Here is a 15,259-nt window from a genome sequence, read left to right as displayed (position 1 = left end):
GGCTTATAGGGTTCATTTTCCGTAAACGTATTCCGGCAACCACAGCGCGATCTGCGGGAAGAGCATCACCAGCGTCAGCGCCCCCACCATCACCATCACAAAAGGTGTGATGGAGGCATAGATGTCCCGCAGCCTGATTTCCGGCGGGGCCATGGCGCGCATCAGAAACAGATTATACCCGAAAGGCGGGGTCATGTACGCAATCTGTGTCGTGATCGTGTAAAGGATACCATACCAGATCAGGTCGAACCCCAGCGCCCCCACCAGCGGCACGTAAAGCGGGGCGACGATCACCAGCATCGCGGTGTCATCGAGGAACGTGCCCATCACGATGAAGCTGAGCTGCATCAGGATCAGGATCATCCAGGGGCTGAGGTGCAGTTGCTCGGTAAAGAGGTTCTCAATGGCCTTCACCGCGCCCAGCCCGTCAAAGACCGCGCCAAAGGCCAGGGCGGCGAGGATGATCCACATGAACATGCAGGTGATGCCCAGCGTGTTGCGCACGGAGTTCTCGAACACCTTCTTCGTCATCCGCCCCTTGAGCACGGCGGCGACAAAGGCCGCCAGCGCCCCGATGGCCGAGCTTTCCACCAACGACGTCCAGCCATTGACGAAGGGCACCATCATCACCGCGAAAATGATGATCGGCAAAAGCCCCGCGCGCAGCAGCCGCAGCTTTTCGCCGCGCGGCATGTCGCGGTCCTCGGCACTCAGCACCGGACCGAGTTCGGGATTGAGGCGGCAGCGCACCGCGATGTAGAGTACGAACAACGCCGCCATCATCAGGCCCGGGATCACGCCCGCCAGCCACAACTGCCCCACCGGCTGCCGCGCGATCATAGCATAGAGCACCAGCACCACCGAGGGCGGCACGAGGATGCCCAGCGACGATCCCGCCTGAATGACCCCCGTCACCATCCGCTTGTCATAGCCGCGCTTCAAAAGCTCGGGCAAAGCAATCGTCGCGCCAATCGCCATGCCCGCGACGGACAGCCCGTTCATGGCCGAAATCAGCACCATCAACCCGATTGTCCCAATCGCCAGCCCGCCGCGCAGGCCACCCATCCAGACGTGGAACATTCGGTACAAATCGTCAGCGATCTTGGACTCGCTCAGTACGTACCCCATGAAAATGAACATCGGCAGCGTCAACAGCGGATACCATTTCATCAGCTTCATCGCCGCCGCGAAGCCAAGGTCATAGCCACCCCGATCCCCGTAGAACAGCAGCGCCGCCACGACGGCCACAAACCCAATCGCGCCAAAGACCCGCTGACCCGTCAACAGCATCAGCATCATGGTCGAGAACATGAGCGTGGCGATCACTTCGTAGGACATCAGACGGGCTCACCCCTGAGCCGCAGCACGTCCTTGAAGAACTCCGACAGACACTGCAGCAGCATCAGGAAGAAGCCCGCTATCATCACCGCCTTGATCGGCCACATGTAGGGGCGCCAGGCCGAGGAGGATTGCTCAAGTCGCCCGACCTCTTCCGCGCCGATCACGACATTGAACAGGTAGGAAATCGGCGCGTTCTTCCAGTAGCCCAGCGAATAAGCGGTCGAGATCAGCGCGCCGTAAAGCAGCACGGCGAGATAGAAGATCAGAAAGCAGACGGTGATCAGGTCGAACCACGCCTTGCGCCGGTCCGACCAGCCGCCATAAAGCAGATCCATCCGCACGTGCGACGACATCTGCACCGTGTAGGGCCCGCCGAGGATGTAGTAGCCCACCATCACGAACTGCGCCATTTCCAGCGTCCAGAGCGACGGCAGGAAAAAGGTCTTGGACACAGAGGACCACAGCAGGATGCCCATCAGCACGAAAATGCCGTACATCACGATCCGGCCCAGCCGGTGGTTGATGGCGTCCACGCCCCGGATGAAGCCGCGCATCACACCGGTCACAGCACACCCGCCATGTTCGCATCCATCCATGCCAGCGCATCACCGACCCAACCGGCCAGCATCCGTCCGATCTCGGCCTGCTGTTCCCCGGTCTTGATGAGATCATTTCGCACTTCGATCATCACGCCGGGATGACCGTTGGCGTCGCCGTGGATATTGAGCGTGTGCATCACGCCGTCCTGCGGACCGTAAGGCGCATTGCGCTCGACCCGGTGCGTGCTGTGGTCTTTTGCAATCTCCAGCATGGCATCCGTCAGTCGGCTATCCGCGTCATGCAACAGGCCGATCTCAACCTCGCGCGTCTTCCCAAGATAAACCGGCGTGAAACTATGCACCGTCACGATCACCGGTGCCACCCGCCGCGCGAGCGCCTCGGCCACGCGTCCGTGGAAAGGCTTGTAGATATGCGCGATACGCCGCTTGCGCTCCCGCTCGGGCAGATCGACATTGCCCGGCACGTCGATCACCTCGCTGCGCGCGGGCATCGCCCCGGCGGCGGTGGGCGGGCGGTTCAGGTCATAGAGAAGCCGCGACAGCGTGCCCGCGATCAGCACCGCGCCCATATCCTCGGCCATCTGCCGTGCGGCCCCCAGCGCGCCGGGATCCCAGGCGATATGGCTCTCCCTGTGTTCGACCGGAAGGCCAAGGTGATCGTATTCCGCAGGCATGTGGCATGAGGCGTGCTCGCAAATCAGCAGCACAGGCGATGTCGCCTGCGCATTGAAGACCTCGAAAGGCTCCGGGTCCATGTTGTTGTGATCTGCGTGCATCAAGCCCCCTGAATGACAAAACTCTTGCCAGCGGGGGATTCTGTCAACACAATTATGAAAAATTTATCTCACGCCAGAGGGCTTTGATAAATTCTTGCGCAAACGCGGAGGGCGGCTTGTCCGGCGACATGCTCACGATATCGGACCGCATCCAGCACAAACTGGATGATCTGACCCGCGCCGAGCGGCAACTGGCGCTGTCGATCCTCGAAAACTACCCCGCCTCCGGCCTCGGGCCGCTGACAGCACTCGCCAAGGATGCGGATGTTTCGGTCCCCACGGTCGCCCGGATGGTGCAGAAACTCGGTTACAAGGGCTATCCCGAATTCCAGGCCGAACTGCGCGAGGAACTGCGCGCCAAGGCACAAGGCCCCATCTCCAAGCACGACACCTGGGCCGAAGCCGCGCCCTCGGAGCATATGCTCAACCGGTTCACGGATGCGGTAATCGGCAACATCCGCAACACGCTGGCCCGGATCGACGCGCATTCCTTCGACGCCGCCAGCGCGCTGGCCGGAGATCCCGACCGCCATCTCTACATCGTCGGCGGCCGGATCACCCATACGCTTGCTGAATATCTCTTCCTGCACATGCAGACGATCCGCCCGAACCTGACACATGTGCAATCCACCTCGAACTCATGGCCGCACTACCTGCTTAACGCACGCAAGGGCGATGTCTTCATCATCTTCGACGTCCGCCGCTACGAGAACAACACCCTGAAACTGGCAGAAATGGCCCACGCCCGCGGGGCCGAGATCATCCTCTTCACCGATCAATGGCGCTCCCCGGTGCACAGCCTCGCCACCCACAGCTTTTCCAGCCGTATCGTGGTCCCCTCCGCCTGGGACTCGGCAGCGACGACAATGCTGCTGGTGGAGACGATGATCGCCTCGGTGCAGAACCTCGACTGGGATCAGACCAAAGCGCGGATGGAAGAGCTGGAGGAGATGTTCGACCGCACGCGGCTCTTTCGGAAATTCACCTAGCTTGCGCCTTCGATAAGATCGCGACAGGCGGGACGTGCGCCGTTTCGGAATCTCTCTATGGCGCAGCCTTGGGCCGTTAACGTCACGCCAGCTCCGTCACAGCCTATTTCCCCCCGGCATAGGACAGGATCATCGCGTTCCGCGCTTCCAGAAAGCGCGCCGGGCTCATGCCGAAATACCGCGTGAAATCATGCGACATATGCGCTTCGTCGTAGTATCCCGTCTCGACCGCCAAGTCGGCAAGCGTCGAAAAGCGCGCAGCGCTTAGCTGACGGATCGTATTGTTCAGCCGCGCCACGTTTGCAAAACGCTTGGGCGAGAGTCCGACAATTTCCGTAAAGCGTCGGGTCAGCGTGCGGCGTGACATGTCGAATTGCTCACTCAGATCGCTCATCCTGATCTGGCCGCGCTGGCGGTCGATTTCCGCGGCCACGAAGTCGATCATCCTGCCGCGGACGGGGTGCATCGACGCCTGCTCGAGCAGCATCATCGAGAACGCGGCGATCCGTTCATCCCGGTTGCGCGCCCGACCGACGCGGTCAAGCATGCGGTCTACCGCGCGCCGGGGCAAAAGGTCGCGCACGTCCACGGAAAGCCCGTGAAGCTCGTTTCCGGGAAGCCCAAAGAGCCGCATCAGGGCAGACGGTTTCAGCTCGGCCATGATATGCCCGATCTCGCCGCGATAGTGCACCTCGATATCGTCGTCCCCGACGTGCCCGCAGAAATGGAAGGCGCTCGCCATGGTTTTTTCTGCACCTCGCTGCGATGAAATGGGATCCCGGAAGACGAACCCGATAAAACAGCGACCGGTCGGAAAAGGTCGGATTTGGTAATCGACGCTGTACCGAATGTCGGCGTAGAGAAATCTCTCTACATAGGGCGCCACCTCAGGCGGCGGTGAACAGACTTCGTAGATGTCGGGGGCCGATGTCATTCGCTTTCCCCTTTCATGCCGTTTGCCTCTGCGACCGGAGGCGGGCAACCGGCCGCTCCGTTCTGCAGGCAGAGCAATGGTATGTCCGCACCACGGCAGTGGCCAACTTCCCATCGGCGCGAAAATCGCCGGTCCGAAAACGCGGCTGCCCGCGCGCGGCGATATTTGGCCAGTTTTTACAATCCAAGTGATTCCTTCAAGGTCTAGCCTCTGCTTGGGAGCAGAACGGACCGGGCCATTCGGCTTCCCGGCCCATCGCGAAGAACTCTCTCAGACTCGCTTGTTTCGCCAACTTCGCATCTGGGTCGAAGTGAAGCTCGATTGGAAAGACGCAATGGGAAAACCGCGACTGCACAAGGTCAAGAAGGGCGAGACAATCGCGGCAATCGCGAAATCGTACGGGCACGCTTCGGGCGATGACATCTGGTATCACGACTACAACAATAAGCTGCGCAAGAAGCACAAAACCCCGACGACGCTCGCACCGGGCGACGTGCTCACCATCCCGTTGACGAAGGGCGAGCTGCTTACCCTGAACCTCTGGCTCGCGCAGGCAGAGGCCGAACTCGACCTGTCCAAGGCGCTTTCTTTCAAATCCGAGAAGCTGTCGAGGTCTGCTACTTCCGCAATGGCTGAGTACAAGAACAACCAGAAATACTGCGACATGATGGTGAAGGAGATCGAGAAGGCGGCGAAGGATATCGACGGTCTGTTCGTCACCGTCGACACGGTCGCCAGTATCGCGACCATGTTCGTCAGTCTCGGCGCGATCGCCAAGAGATCGTCGATGGCCGCCTCGGCGACGGGCAAGGAACTGGCCGCGATCAACAAGGAGGCAGCGGGCATAGCCAAGGAGATGGCCAAGAAGCCGATCAAGGAGAGCGCGGCGAAAAAGGGCATCGAACACCTGAAGACCGACAAGGATGTCTCCGAGGTCGGCAAGCGCATCGCTTTTGCCGCTGAATGCGCGATGTCGGTCAGCAGCCCCTCGTTCTGGGCCAAGGGCATCATCGGGCTCTGGAATGGCAAATCAGTTGGAGAGACCCTCGCCTGGGACCCGGTCAAGGAACTCAAGAAGCAGGCGAACGAGGTCAAGATCGAGTACGGCAAGCGGAACGGCGAACTTTTCAAGTCCATCAATCAGTTGCAGAAGTCGGCCTCACAGCTCGCCGGGATGGCGAAGGATGCCGAGGCCCGGGCAAGAAAGCTGACAAAGGCAGCGGATGCCATGCCTGCCTGAGGGAAAGCGCGGGCGGTTTTCCGCGACGGTACCCATCATGATTACGACGCCCCTGGCTGGAGGAATTTGCCATGGCACCACCCAAGAGATTCCGGCTTACGGTCGAAGAACAACACGCGCGACTTGCCGAAAGTATCGACAAGCAGAAACCGAAATATCCGGTCATCAACGGTCTGAAAGACGCCATTGCTTATCACGTCGGTCTCAGCGCAACGATGCTTGATGCCCGTCTCAAGCTCGAGAAACGCAAGAAGACCGTCAAGAAGGACAGGATTGACCCCAAGACCCTCGAAGTACTGGACCCAACCGAGCTGAAGAAGACCGATAAGCGACTGAAGAAGGTAGAAAAAGCGAGCGCCGACATGGGCAAGGTGCTCGCGCAAATGTCGCAGCTTGAGAAGGAATCGCTGGATATGAAGACCAAGCTGGAAAAGGCATCCAAGAAAGGGCTTTCCGCAATTGAACTCAACAGATTCATGAAGGATGCAAAGGCGCAGAAGGGGCGGATGGAAAAGGCGACGAAGGGCTTTCTCGTGGCCATGGCGACAGCCGAAGCCAACCTGCGGATCATCGAAAAAGGCGAGGCGGAAAGGCTCAAACAGGCAATGGCCGCTGGCAGAGGTATCTACTGAGAGGTTCCGCCTGATGCATTGAGGTGCACGCAAATCAACGATAGAACCCTCAGCTCTCCCCCACCCACCGCATCAACACCTGCCGCCGCACGCAGGCCACGGCGAGAACCGCCGTCAGTGTCAGCAGGACAGTCTGCGCCGTCGCGCTGTCGAAATGGAAACGCGCGTGAGTTCCCAGCAACACCGATCCTGCGCAGACCAGTACCGCCACCAACAGTCTCTCCAGCCGGATCGCAGTCCCTTAGGACTGGGGTACGGCGACGACGATGCTGGTGGATGCCATGATCGCCTCGGTGCAGAACCGCGACTTGGTTCTGACCAAGGCGCGCATGGAAGAGCCGAAGGAGAGGTTCGACCGGACGTGGCTGTTTCGTAAGTTGACGTGAGGGGGATGAATGGCTGTATTGCGGAAGCAGCCGACGCATTTCAAGAATTCTTCGAAAGTCCGGTTAGGGCCAGCCTTGTCGAGCAAGCGCACGAGATGGGGCGAATGCTGCGGAGCCTCCGAGGTCCGCAACGAGCCCATAGTTGCCGTTGGCCAACAGCCGCACCAACGACCGCACTGAGCCCGAAGTGTTAGAAGAGACGAGAGGCCTTAGCGTTCATCCATCGGGTGGTCTGCGATTGCCCAAGAAGCTTCAGCCACTGTTGCTCGGCGCGGGTTTTGCATGTCCAACAAAGAAATTTGTCCAGAATTCACAATTCGTCTTCGATCGGGAGATGGGCAAAGAACCATTCCTCAATTCTTTGAAACCCTCGCAGTGCCGGTTCTGCATCTAAGACCATGCCATTTCCCATCCAGACAATCTTTCCATCGTCCTCGAGAGCGAGACGCCAAGCATTGTTTTCGTCAAAGTCCGGTTCGGTCAGTTTGAGAAGTTCATTCGCCAAGGATCTGCTGTCGACAATCAGAACCAGCTCCGTGTTGATCCTCAAAGACCTTGGGTCGAGATTGGCACTTCCGACAACAACATGTCGCTTGTCAACGATCATGTATTTGGCATGCAGCCCCAGATGTTTCTTCAGCACGGGGGGCAAAATGTAGCGCGGACGAATGTCGGCAAGTGTGCGCATCTCGTGCACTTCGGCTCCAAACGACAGCAGTTCTGCGATATGTCCCCTGTAGGCCGCGTAGGCCGAAATATGATTGTTCGAATTGATTGAGTTGGTCAGAAGCCGAACGCGGACGCCTCGGCTGACGGCACTCTTGAGGGCTTCGACAAGGCCAGGTGTAGGTATCAGATAGGCCGAAACGATGGTGACCTCGTCACGCGCCGATGTAATCAGCCGCGAAAGTGCATCAGCAACCTGAACAGGCCTGTCTTTGAGAGCTTCGGGACGATCTTCCGGGGGCCGATCAGCAATAAGCTTGGACCTTCCGCGATGTGACTGCCTGACGATGTCACGCCAAGCCGCATTGCGGCTCTCCTGACGCTCTCTGGGATACATGCGGTCAAGCTCAGCCGCTTCGCCCTGAACCTTTTCTCTGGGCACATGGGCAGCCTGGACGCGGCCAATCTTGTCCACAGGGAACGACCAGCGATCGTTCCAATAGGTGTCGAATGAGCCGCTGATCTTCTCGACGATAGGACCACCAACGAGAAGCTCCATGTCCCGGAAATTCGCCGCGTCATCAAAACCGAAATACTCATCTGCAAGGTTGCGCCCTCCAACGATGGCAACCTGATTGTCGACCACCATCGACTTGTTGTGCATACGATGATCCAGCCTGTCGAAATCCCCGAGATTGAGAACGAACCGTGTCATCGCACTATCCGCGCGACGCTCATAGGGGTTGTAGACACGGTACTGTACGTTCTCATGGCGATGCAGTTGGAGAAGATGCTGATCTTCCCCGACAAGGAAACTGTCGTCGATCAGAATGCGAACATTGACCCCCCGATCGGCGGCCGCCAGCAAGCGCTCCTGTATTACGCTGCCAACATCGTCGAAGCTCCAGATGAAGCTTTGCAAGTCAATCGAACTGGTCGCTGAATCGATCGCGCGCAAGCGCCAACCAAGCGCGCCCCTTCCTTCGTTCAACGGGACCTGCCAGTCTCCGCTCCTGATGGTCTCGATTTCAGACCAGATGCCGCGCGTGACAGCAGGTGGCGTCGTTTCCTCGGTGCCCTCGAAAGGAGTTAAGGTTGTGCAGGCTGCAATGAAAGTCGCCATCAGGAACGGCAGGTAGCCTCTCAACATGCGCATGAAGTGCTTTTTCAACTCCAGAACTTCCTCTTTCCCATGTGGCTCAATTGCATTGCTCGTAAGTGTAATCACCGAATTCGATCCAGTTCCGGCCCCCATCGCTGAAGACGAGGAACTCTGACCGATCTTCGCCCAGGAGCGCGACCTGGAAGCCTGCCGGTGGTTCGGAGTTTCCGAAGAAGCTATATGAGGTCATCGCCCGAACGGTCTCGCCATTGACGGTCACGATGGCATCCCACTGGTCACCAGGTTGACCCACGATGGCGTATTCGATGACCCTCTGCACGGCACCGCCACCGCAGTAGGCGATGCCTTCGGGCGCTTCCATGCTCTGAGATGCCGAAACGCCGGAGTTGCATGCCGCGCGCAGGGATCTGACTGCCGCAGACGATCCTTTGAGCGTAAAGATGCCATAAGAGACATCCTGCTCAGCCATTGAAAGGTTCAGAACGGCGTTCTGCGCAATCTGATCCAAAACGAAATCATAGTCGCCCTGATCGAAGAAACGGATCTCAACAGGATAGTTGTCGACGAGCGAGATATCCGCATTCACTGATCCTGCCTGAAACGCACTTACCTCGGTCGAACCATCCTTCATGAACCGAAAGGACAGGCCTTGCTTGGAAACTATATCCTGTGAGTCCTCATAACCTGCTGGCGCGAAGCGGACCCGATCGCATTGCAACTCCAGCGTCATGTTGCCTGTCTGGATGAAGGCGTTGGCATTGGGCGGTCCGCTGAAACTCCAGTCAGCCATGGCAGGGGATGACATCATGATTGTGAGGACCGTGCCGACGACTAGATGTCTCTTCATAAGTAACCTCCTGGGCAACTAAGCAGTGGTTAGTAATTCCGTCGCGAGAGCACTGATGATCCACGTCATAAGATCAAGCTGCGGGTGGACCATATTCATTCGTACCTTCCTGTGACGGTCGGCTTAGCCACCAGATCATCAGCACTGAGAGTATCAGTTGAAGAAATCCCACAACCATCAAGCCGGTGATGCCAAGTAGAGCCGCTGGGCCTCTCAACACTTCAGGGTCCTCAACCCCTTGCTCGAGGACTGAGAACACAGCGATGCCACTGAACAGCATGAACACGGTCGCGATGCTCAGAGCTGCAGGCAAAAGCAAGTACCAGCCTGGTCTTCCAGTGTCGTGCAGTCGACGCCATCCAGCGGCAAGCATGGGTACGACAACGGCAAGTTGGAAAATCGGGGTGAGGACTTGGATGCTCTCTCCAGTTTCCGCGTCCATACCGAACAGGGCGGCGTCCATAACTGCCAAGACAATGCTCACGACAACCACGAACAACACAAACCACCAGTACTCGGAACGCACCGCGCGCCCCGAAAAAACAAAGTACTTTGCGAGGCAGGTCTTGGTGGCTTCAACGAAACCCATGTTTGCTCAATCCCCGGCGATGTTGCCAAATACTTTCTGACACGAGGAGACATCTTGCAAGCATTGGTCAACCTACTCAGATGCTGCACCTGCAATCGGCTGCTTCGTCCCGCAAGTCCGGCCTTTGCACTGCCTCAACCCTCCTCCACCCGTCGTGCCGACATCCGGCGTGTCACCACCTGTCGCCGCACGAAGGCCACGACGAAGATCACCGTCAGGATCAGCACGATCGTAGGGGCAGGGGCGCTGTCGAGATAGAAACTCGCGTATGTTCCCAGCAGCATCGCCCCCATGCAGACCAGCACCGCCACCCAAAGCATCGTCCGGAACTCCCGCACCAGAAGAAACGCAATGGCCCCCGGCGCGATCAGCAGACCGATGGCGAGGATCAGACCGACCGCGCTCAGCGTCGCCACGATGGTCAGCGACAGCCCCGCCAGCATCCCGTAGTGCAGCCAGCCCACGTGCAGCCCCGAGGCCTTGGCCTGCGCCGGGTCGAAACTGTGCAAGAGCCAGTCGCGCCATTTCAACGCCAGCGCGCCGCCAACGATCAGCGCGATGATGCCCGCCGTCCAAAGTTCGCCCGCGTCCACGCCCAGCATGTTGCCGAACAGAATGTGATCGAGATGCGCGTTCGTCTCGACCGACACGTAAAGCACGATCCCCAGCCCGAACATGCCAGAGAACACGACACCCATGACCGTGTCCTCCTTTACCCGGCTGTTGGTGGAAAGATACCCGGTGCCCACCGCGCAGGTCATCCCGGCGGCAAAGGCCCCGACGATCAGCGGCAGGCCGAGGATATAGGCCAGCACGATCCCCGGCAGCACCGCGTGGCTTACCGCGTCGCCCATCAGTGCCCAGCCCTTCAACACCAGAAAACAGGACAGGAGCGCAGTCGGCACGGAAACGATCATCGAGATCAGGAAGGCGTTCTGCATAAAGCCGAAGCGGAAGGGCAGGGTCAGCGTCTCGATATCCATCACGCGGCCCCCGGCCCGTGTTCCAGCGCCGCCCGCGCCCTGCGCTTTGCCGCCAGCAGGCCATGGGTGGGCGCAAAGACGAAGGCCGCGAGGAAGATCAGCGTCTGCAGCACCACGATGATCCCGCCCGTCGCCCCGTCGAGAAAATAACTCACGTAGGCGCCGACGAAGCTTGTCACCGTCCCGATGGCGACAGAGGTCAGGATCAGCCGCGGAAACCGGTCGCAAAGCAGATAGGCCGTCGCCCCCGGTGTCACCACCATGGCGATCACCAGGAACGCGCCCACCGTCTGCATCGCCGCGACGACCGAGGCCGAGAGCAGCACGAAGAAAACCGCCTTCAGCACATCCGACCGCAGCCCGATGGTCCGCGCATGGTTCTCGTCGAAGAAGGTGACCATCAGGTCCTTCCACTTGGCCAGCAGCACGGCGAGGGACACCAAACCGATGAGCGCCAGTTGCAGCGTGTCCGAGGGCGAGATGGCAAGGATGTTGCCCATGGTGATCGTCTGGACCGATACCGACATCGGGTTGACCGAAACGATGAACAGGCCCAGCCCGAAGAAAGAAGTAAAGATCAGCCCGATGATCACATCGACCTTCAGCCCCGACCGCTCTGACAGAAACAGCATCGCGCTTGCCGCCAGCCCCCCGGCGACGAAGGCCCCCAGCGCAAAGGGCAGGCCAAGGATATAGGCCCCCGCGACACCGGGCACGACAGAGTGCGAAAGCGCGTCACCGATCAGCGACCAGCCCTTGAGCATCAGGTAGGCCGACAGAAACGCGCAGACCCCGCCCACCAGCGCCGAGACCCACATCGCGTTGGTCATGTAGCCGTAGGAAAAGGGCTCCAGCAGAAGATCCATCACTGCCCCTGATCCGTCCGCTGCGTCTTGTCCCCGTATTGCACGAAGGGCCGTTCGTCATCGGTAAAGATTGTCACCGACCGCGCGTCCTCGTCATCGTGGAGCGCCTCCCCGCCCAGCGTGAAGTGGCGCAGCACACCGCCGAAGGCGCGTTCGAGGTTCTCGCGGGTAAAGGTTTTCTCGGTCTTGCCGTAGGCCAGCACCGTCCCCTTGACCAGCACCACCCGGTCGCAGAATTCCGGCACCGACCCGAGGTTATGGGTCGAGACCAGCATCACCCGCCCTTCCGCCCGCAGTTCCCCCAGCAGTTCCACGATCTGGGCCTCGGTCTTCACGTCAACGCCGGTGAACGGCTCATCCAGCAGGATGACCTGCCCGTCCTGCGCCAGCGCGCGGGCAAGGAACACCCGCTTGCGCTGTCCGCCCGACAGCTCGCCGATCTGGCGGTGCCGGAAATCCTGCATGTTCACCCGTCGCAGCGCCTGATCGACCGCCGCGCGATCCGCAGCTTTGGGCCTCCGCAGGAACCCCATGTGCCCGTAGCGGCCCATCATCACCACGTCCTCGACCAGCACAGGAAAGTCCCAGTCGACCTCTTCGGACTGCGGCACGTAGGCGACGAGGTTCTTTGCCAAGGCCTCCTTGACGCTCATGCCAAGAATGCGGATGTCGCCCTTGGCCGTGGGCACGAAGCCCATGATCGCCTTGAAAAGCGTGGATTTGCCCGCGCCGTTCACCCCCACCAACGCGGTCACCGTGCCACGCGGGATCTCGAAGCTCGCGTTCCACAGGGCCGTGTGCCCGTTGCGGTAGGTCACGGTCACATCGCGCGCCGCCAGCCCGTCGCCCTGGGCGTCGTTGGTCTGTGGCGCGCTCTTGTTCTGTTGCAGCATATAGCTCCTAGTTCATGGCCCCTGTCAGGCCCTCGGTGACGGTGGTCGCCGTCACCCGCAGCAGGTCAAGGTAGGTGGGCACCGGCCCGTCCGCCTCGCTCAGACTATCGACATAGAGCACGCCACCGTACTTGGCACCCGTCTCCCGCGCGACCTGTTCGGCAGGGGCGGTGCTGACGGTACTCTCGCAAAAGACCACGGGGATGTCATTGTCCCGCACCCCGTCGATCACCGCGCGCACCTGCTGCGGCGTGCCTACCTGATCGGCGTTCATGGGCCAAAGATAAAGTTCCTTCAGCCCGAAGTCCCGGGCAAGATAGCTGAACGCCCCCTCGCAGGTCACCAGCCAGCGCTGGTCTTCGGGAATGGCTGAAACCGCCGCGCGCAGCGGTTCAAGCGTGGCACGCAGCCTGTCCTTGTAGGCGGCGGCGTTCGCGGCATAAACCTTGGCATTTTCAGGATCGTTCTTGGCGAAGGCTTTCTTGATATTGTCGATGTAGATCAGCGCGTTATCAAGCCCCATCCAGGCGTGCGGATTGGGCTTGCCCTCGTAAGAGCCTGAGCCGATGGCAATGGGGTCGATGCCGTCGCTCAGGGTCGCGCTGGGCACGTCACCGAGGTTCGACAGAAACTGCTCGAACCACAGTTCGAGGTTCATGCCGTTCCACAGGATCAGATCGGCGTCATAGGCCCGCAGGATGTCGCGCGGCGTCGGCTCATAGCCATGGATCTCCGCACCCGGTTTGGTGACCGAGACCACCTCGGCGGCATCCCCGGCCACGTTCGCGGCCATATCGGCAAGCACCGTGAAGGTGGTCACGACCTTCATCTTCTCCGCGGCGGCAGAGGCCACAGGCAAAGCGGCCAGCATAAGACAGGCGAAAAGGGTCGAGGCAATCGTGCGAGACATGCTGTTCTCCTGCATGAGATAAAACATCACTGCGATGTAAATGCAAATCATTCGCAGAAAGTCAACAGGATTGCGAACGATTCTCAAGTACGGGTCCGGACCTGGAAGAGAATTTGAAGGCAATCCAAGTGACATTTCCTTTCCACACGCTAACTCCAGCGGGCAAGCGGCGGGCGGTTTTCCGGTCTGCCTTCATAATCCTGAGGATTTGCAATGGCTTCCAGTGAGCAGACATTCGTGGTCGTGGGGCTTGGAACCTTCGGCAGCACCGTCGCGCAGGACCTCGTGCGCTATGGAAACCACGTCATAGGGGTCGACATGGACAAAGGCCGGGTTATGGCGCTCGCCGATGTGCTGAACCAGACGTTGATCATAGATGCCCGCGACGATGCCGCCCTGCGTGAGGCCGGGCTTGACAGCTGCGATACCGGCCTCGTCGCCATCGGCAGCGATATCGAGGCCAGCATCCTGACAACGATGAACCTGCGGACCATCGGCCTCAAGAAAATCTGGGCCAAGGCCACATCGAAGAACCACCACCGTATCCTGTCCAAGCTCAAGGTCGAGCGGGTCATCCACCCCGAAAAGGAGGTTGGGCAGCAGATCGCGCAAATCCTCAACAATCCCCTGATCCGCGACTACGTCAGCCTCGGCAACGGGCAATACGTCGTTACCTTCGTTCTGCCCGAGAAGCTCGAGGGCAAGGCGCTTGGCGACCTGCGCCACCGGGACGATTTCGACCTGCGTTGCGTCGGCCTGACCCGGGGGACGGAGTTTCTTGGCCAGGACGGCAGCGACGTGACCCTGCAGGCGGGCGATCTGCTTCTCCTGCTGGGCGAACGCAAGAACCTGCGCGCCTTCGCCGGTAGCCTTTGATGGCGCCGCGCCTGTCGAACCTTCGGGTTTCGCTCAACAACAAGCGGTTCAGCCCGCCGGCCCTTCTTGCGTCGATCTATGCCGTCTTCATCCTGCTGGGCGCCATCGTCCTGCGCTTGCCGGTCTCTCACCATGGAGGGATCACGTTCAGCGACGCGCTCTTCACCGCCGCTTCCGCCGTCACCGTGACGGGCCTGATCGTGGTCGACACCGGCAGTGCCTTCACGCTGTTCGGGCAGATCGTGATCACGCTGCTGATCCAGCTTGGCGGGTTGGGCCTGATGACCTTCGCGGCGCTGCTTTTGTCGATGCTCGGTCTCAGCATCGGGATGCCGCAGCGCATGATCCTGCGCGACGAACTGGGCGAGAGCAACCTGAGCGACCTGGGGCGGCTTGTCCGCGTTGTGATCCTCGTGGCGCTCATTTGCGAGGCCATCGGCACGCTGATCATGATGACCGTATTCGTTCCGCAATTCGGCTGGGCGCAGGGGACATGGCAGGCGATCTTCCACGCCGTTTCGGCCTTCAACAACGCGGGCTTCTCGCTTTTTCCCAACAGCCTGATGGGCTATGTCGGCAACCCGACCATCAACCTCACCATCACTTTCATGTTCATTATCGGCGGGCTCTGATTCGTTGTGTTGGCCG

General features: G+C 59.9%; 17 protein-coding genes. 5 read left to right on the top strand and 12 right to left on the bottom strand.

Annotated features, from left to right (window positions below; translation table 11 throughout):
• Positions 1 to 12: 12 nt before the first annotated feature.
• The 3 genes from AB2B41_RS11215 to AB2B41_RS11205 are packed head-to-tail and all read right to left on the bottom strand — an operon-like array spanning position 13 to position 2,677.
• Positions 13 to 1,338 (bottom strand): TRAP transporter large permease, encoded by a 1,326-nt coding sequence (locus tag AB2B41_RS11215; RefSeq protein WP_367877883.1) that lies wholly within the window; start codon positions 1,336 to 1,338, stop codon positions 13 to 15.
• On the bottom strand, positions 1,338 to 1,895 hold the full coding sequence (locus AB2B41_RS11210; protein ID WP_367877882.1) for a TRAP transporter small permease subunit: 558 nt from the start codon (positions 1,893 to 1,895) through the stop codon (positions 1,338 to 1,340). The genes AB2B41_RS11215 and AB2B41_RS11210 overlap by 1 nt, the downstream gene beginning before the upstream one ends.
• Positions 1,896 to 1,903: 8 nt before the next feature.
• The gene (locus AB2B41_RS11205) at positions 1,904 to 2,677 is read right to left on the bottom strand and encodes an N-formylglutamate amidohydrolase (RefSeq protein ID WP_367877881.1); all 774 of its coding nucleotides are present in this window, start codon (positions 2,675 to 2,677) and stop codon (positions 1,904 to 1,906) included.
• 128 nt (positions 2,678 to 2,805) lie between these two features.
• On the opposite strand from AB2B41_RS11205, the gene AB2B41_RS11200 reads away from it, so the two are divergent.
• Entirely contained in the window at positions 2,806 to 3,666 is an 861-nt protein-coding gene (locus AB2B41_RS11200; protein WP_367877880.1) for a MurR/RpiR family transcriptional regulator, read from the top strand.
• Between the two features lie 103 nt (positions 3,667 to 3,769).
• On the opposite strand, the gene AB2B41_RS11195 is transcribed toward AB2B41_RS11200, so the two are convergent.
• A complete protein-coding gene (locus tag AB2B41_RS11195) occupies positions 3,770 to 4,408 on the bottom strand; it encodes an AraC family transcriptional regulator (RefSeq protein ID WP_367877879.1) in 639 nt (212 codons plus the stop codon).
• 268 nt (positions 4,409 to 4,676) lie between these two features.
• Between AB2B41_RS11195 and AB2B41_RS11190 the strand changes: the two genes are divergently transcribed.
• Together AB2B41_RS11190 and AB2B41_RS11185 are read left to right on the top strand one after the other, a co-directional pair.
• Positions 4,677 to 5,840 carry a LysM peptidoglycan-binding domain-containing protein gene (locus AB2B41_RS11190; protein WP_367877878.1) on the top strand — a complete coding sequence of 388 codons (1,164 nt, stop codon included), beginning with the start codon at positions 4,677 to 4,679 and terminating at the stop codon, positions 5,838 to 5,840.
• A gap of 71 nt (positions 5,841 to 5,911) precedes the next feature.
• Positions 5,912 to 6,472, top strand: a complete 561-nt coding sequence (locus AB2B41_RS11185; protein WP_367877877.1) for a hypothetical protein — start codon at positions 5,912 to 5,914, stop codon at positions 6,470 to 6,472.
• A 49-nt stretch (positions 6,473 to 6,521) separates the two neighbouring features.
• Here AB2B41_RS11185 and AB2B41_RS11180 read toward each other — a convergent pair whose 3' ends face one another.
• From AB2B41_RS11180 to AB2B41_RS11145, 8 genes are all read right to left on the bottom strand, one after another.
• Complete coding sequence (locus AB2B41_RS11180) at positions 6,522 to 6,686, bottom strand: hypothetical protein (protein ID WP_367877876.1); 165 nt, start codon at positions 6,684 to 6,686, stop codon at positions 6,522 to 6,524.
• 482 nt (positions 6,687 to 7,168) lie between these two features.
• Complete coding sequence (locus tag AB2B41_RS11175) at positions 7,169 to 8,752, bottom strand: phospholipase D-like domain-containing protein (protein WP_367877875.1); 1,584 nt, start codon at positions 8,750 to 8,752, stop codon at positions 7,169 to 7,171.
• Positions 8,724 to 9,437, bottom strand: coding sequence for a hypothetical protein (locus AB2B41_RS11170; RefSeq protein ID WP_367877874.1), 714 nt, complete (start codon positions 9,435 to 9,437; stop codon positions 8,724 to 8,726). Before AB2B41_RS11170 ends, AB2B41_RS11175 begins: the two co-directional genes overlap by 29 nt.
• 130 nt (positions 9,438 to 9,567) lie before the next feature.
• A complete protein-coding gene (locus tag AB2B41_RS11165) occupies positions 9,568 to 10,083 on the bottom strand; it encodes a DUF805 domain-containing protein (RefSeq protein ID WP_367877873.1) in 516 nt (171 codons plus the stop codon).
• Positions 10,084 to 10,217: 134 nt separating this feature from the next.
• Positions 10,218 to 11,066, bottom strand: coding sequence for a metal ABC transporter permease (locus AB2B41_RS11160; protein WP_367877872.1), 849 nt, complete (start codon positions 11,064 to 11,066; stop codon positions 10,218 to 10,220).
• Positions 11,066 to 11,932: a metal ABC transporter permease gene (locus AB2B41_RS11155; protein ID WP_367877871.1), complete on the bottom strand. Its 867-nt coding sequence runs from the start codon at positions 11,930 to 11,932 to the stop codon at positions 11,066 to 11,068. Before AB2B41_RS11155 ends, AB2B41_RS11160 begins: the two co-directional genes overlap by 1 nt.
• Positions 11,932 to 12,825, bottom strand: a complete 894-nt coding sequence (locus AB2B41_RS11150) for a manganese/iron ABC transporter ATP-binding protein (protein ID WP_367877870.1) — start codon at positions 12,823 to 12,825, stop codon at positions 11,932 to 11,934. Before AB2B41_RS11150 ends, AB2B41_RS11155 begins: the two co-directional genes overlap by 1 nt.
• A 7-nt stretch (positions 12,826 to 12,832) precedes the next feature.
• Positions 12,833 to 13,696, bottom strand: a complete 864-nt coding sequence (locus AB2B41_RS11145) for a metal ABC transporter substrate-binding protein (protein WP_367878009.1) — start codon at positions 13,694 to 13,696, stop codon at positions 12,833 to 12,835.
• A gap of 252 nt (positions 13,697 to 13,948) precedes the next feature.
• Here AB2B41_RS11145 and AB2B41_RS11140 point away from each other — a divergent pair, with 252 nt between their 5' ends.
• Positions 13,949 to 14,611 (top strand): potassium channel family protein, encoded by a 663-nt coding sequence (locus AB2B41_RS11140; RefSeq protein ID WP_367877869.1) that lies wholly within the window; start codon positions 13,949 to 13,951, stop codon positions 14,609 to 14,611.
• Positions 14,611 to 15,243 carry a potassium transporter TrkG gene (locus AB2B41_RS11135; RefSeq protein ID WP_367877868.1) on the top strand — a complete coding sequence of 211 codons (633 nt, stop codon included), beginning with the start codon at positions 14,611 to 14,613 and terminating at the stop codon, positions 15,241 to 15,243. The genes AB2B41_RS11140 and AB2B41_RS11135 overlap by 1 nt, the downstream gene beginning before the upstream one ends.
• Positions 15,244 to 15,259: the final 16 nt, after the last annotated feature.

This window comes from Sulfitobacter sediminis, from assembly GCF_040811725.1.
GTDB lineage: Bacteria > Pseudomonadota > Alphaproteobacteria > Rhodobacterales > Rhodobacteraceae > Sulfitobacter > Sulfitobacter sediminis.
Note: the sequence above shows the minus strand (reverse complement) of the source record. Positions and strands in the feature narration are given on the sequence as shown.

Coding starts and splice junctions, on each gene's coding strand:
- AB2B41_RS11215 (WP_367877883.1), bottom strand. CDS start 1,338: ATGTCCTACGAAGTGATCGCCACGCTCATGTTCTCGACCATGATGCTG.
- AB2B41_RS11210 (WP_367877882.1), bottom strand. CDS start 1,895: ATGCGCGGCTTCATCCGGGGCGTGGACGCCATCAACCACCGGCTGGGC.
- AB2B41_RS11205 (WP_367877881.1), bottom strand. CDS start 2,677: ATGCACGCAGATCACAACAACATGGACCCGGAGCCTTTCGAGGTCTTC.
- AB2B41_RS11200 (WP_367877880.1), top strand. CDS start 2,806: ATGCTCACGATATCGGACCGCATCCAGCACAAACTGGATGATCTGACC.
- AB2B41_RS11195 (WP_367877879.1), bottom strand. CDS start 4,408: ATGGCGAGCGCCTTCCATTTCTGCGGGCACGTCGGGGACGACGATATC.
- AB2B41_RS11190 (WP_367877878.1), top strand. CDS start 4,677: ATGGTATGTCCGCACCACGGCAGTGGCCAACTTCCCATCGGCGCGAAA.
- AB2B41_RS11185 (WP_367877877.1), top strand. CDS start 5,912: ATGGCACCACCCAAGAGATTCCGGCTTACGGTCGAAGAACAACACGCG.
- AB2B41_RS11170 (WP_367877874.1), bottom strand. CDS start 9,437: ATGGCTGACTGGAGTTTCAGCGGACCGCCCAATGCCAACGCCTTCATC.
- AB2B41_RS11165 (WP_367877873.1), bottom strand. CDS start 10,083: ATGGGTTTCGTTGAAGCCACCAAGACCTGCCTCGCAAAGTACTTTGTT.
- AB2B41_RS11160 (WP_367877872.1), bottom strand. CDS start 11,066: ATGGATATCGAGACGCTGACCCTGCCCTTCCGCTTCGGCTTTATGCAG.
- AB2B41_RS11155 (WP_367877871.1), bottom strand. CDS start 11,932: ATGGATCTTCTGCTGGAGCCCTTTTCCTACGGCTACATGACCAACGCG.
- AB2B41_RS11150 (WP_367877870.1), bottom strand. CDS start 12,825: ATGCTGCAACAGAACAAGAGCGCGCCACAGACCAACGACGCCCAGGGC.
- AB2B41_RS11145 (WP_367878009.1), bottom strand. CDS start 13,696: ATGCTGGCCGCTTTGCCTGTGGCCTCTGCCGCCGCGGAGAAGATGAAG.
- AB2B41_RS11140 (WP_367877869.1), top strand. CDS start 13,949: ATGGCTTCCAGTGAGCAGACATTCGTGGTCGTGGGGCTTGGAACCTTC.
- AB2B41_RS11135 (WP_367877868.1), top strand. CDS start 14,611: ATGGCGCCGCGCCTGTCGAACCTTCGGGTTTCGCTCAACAACAAGCGG.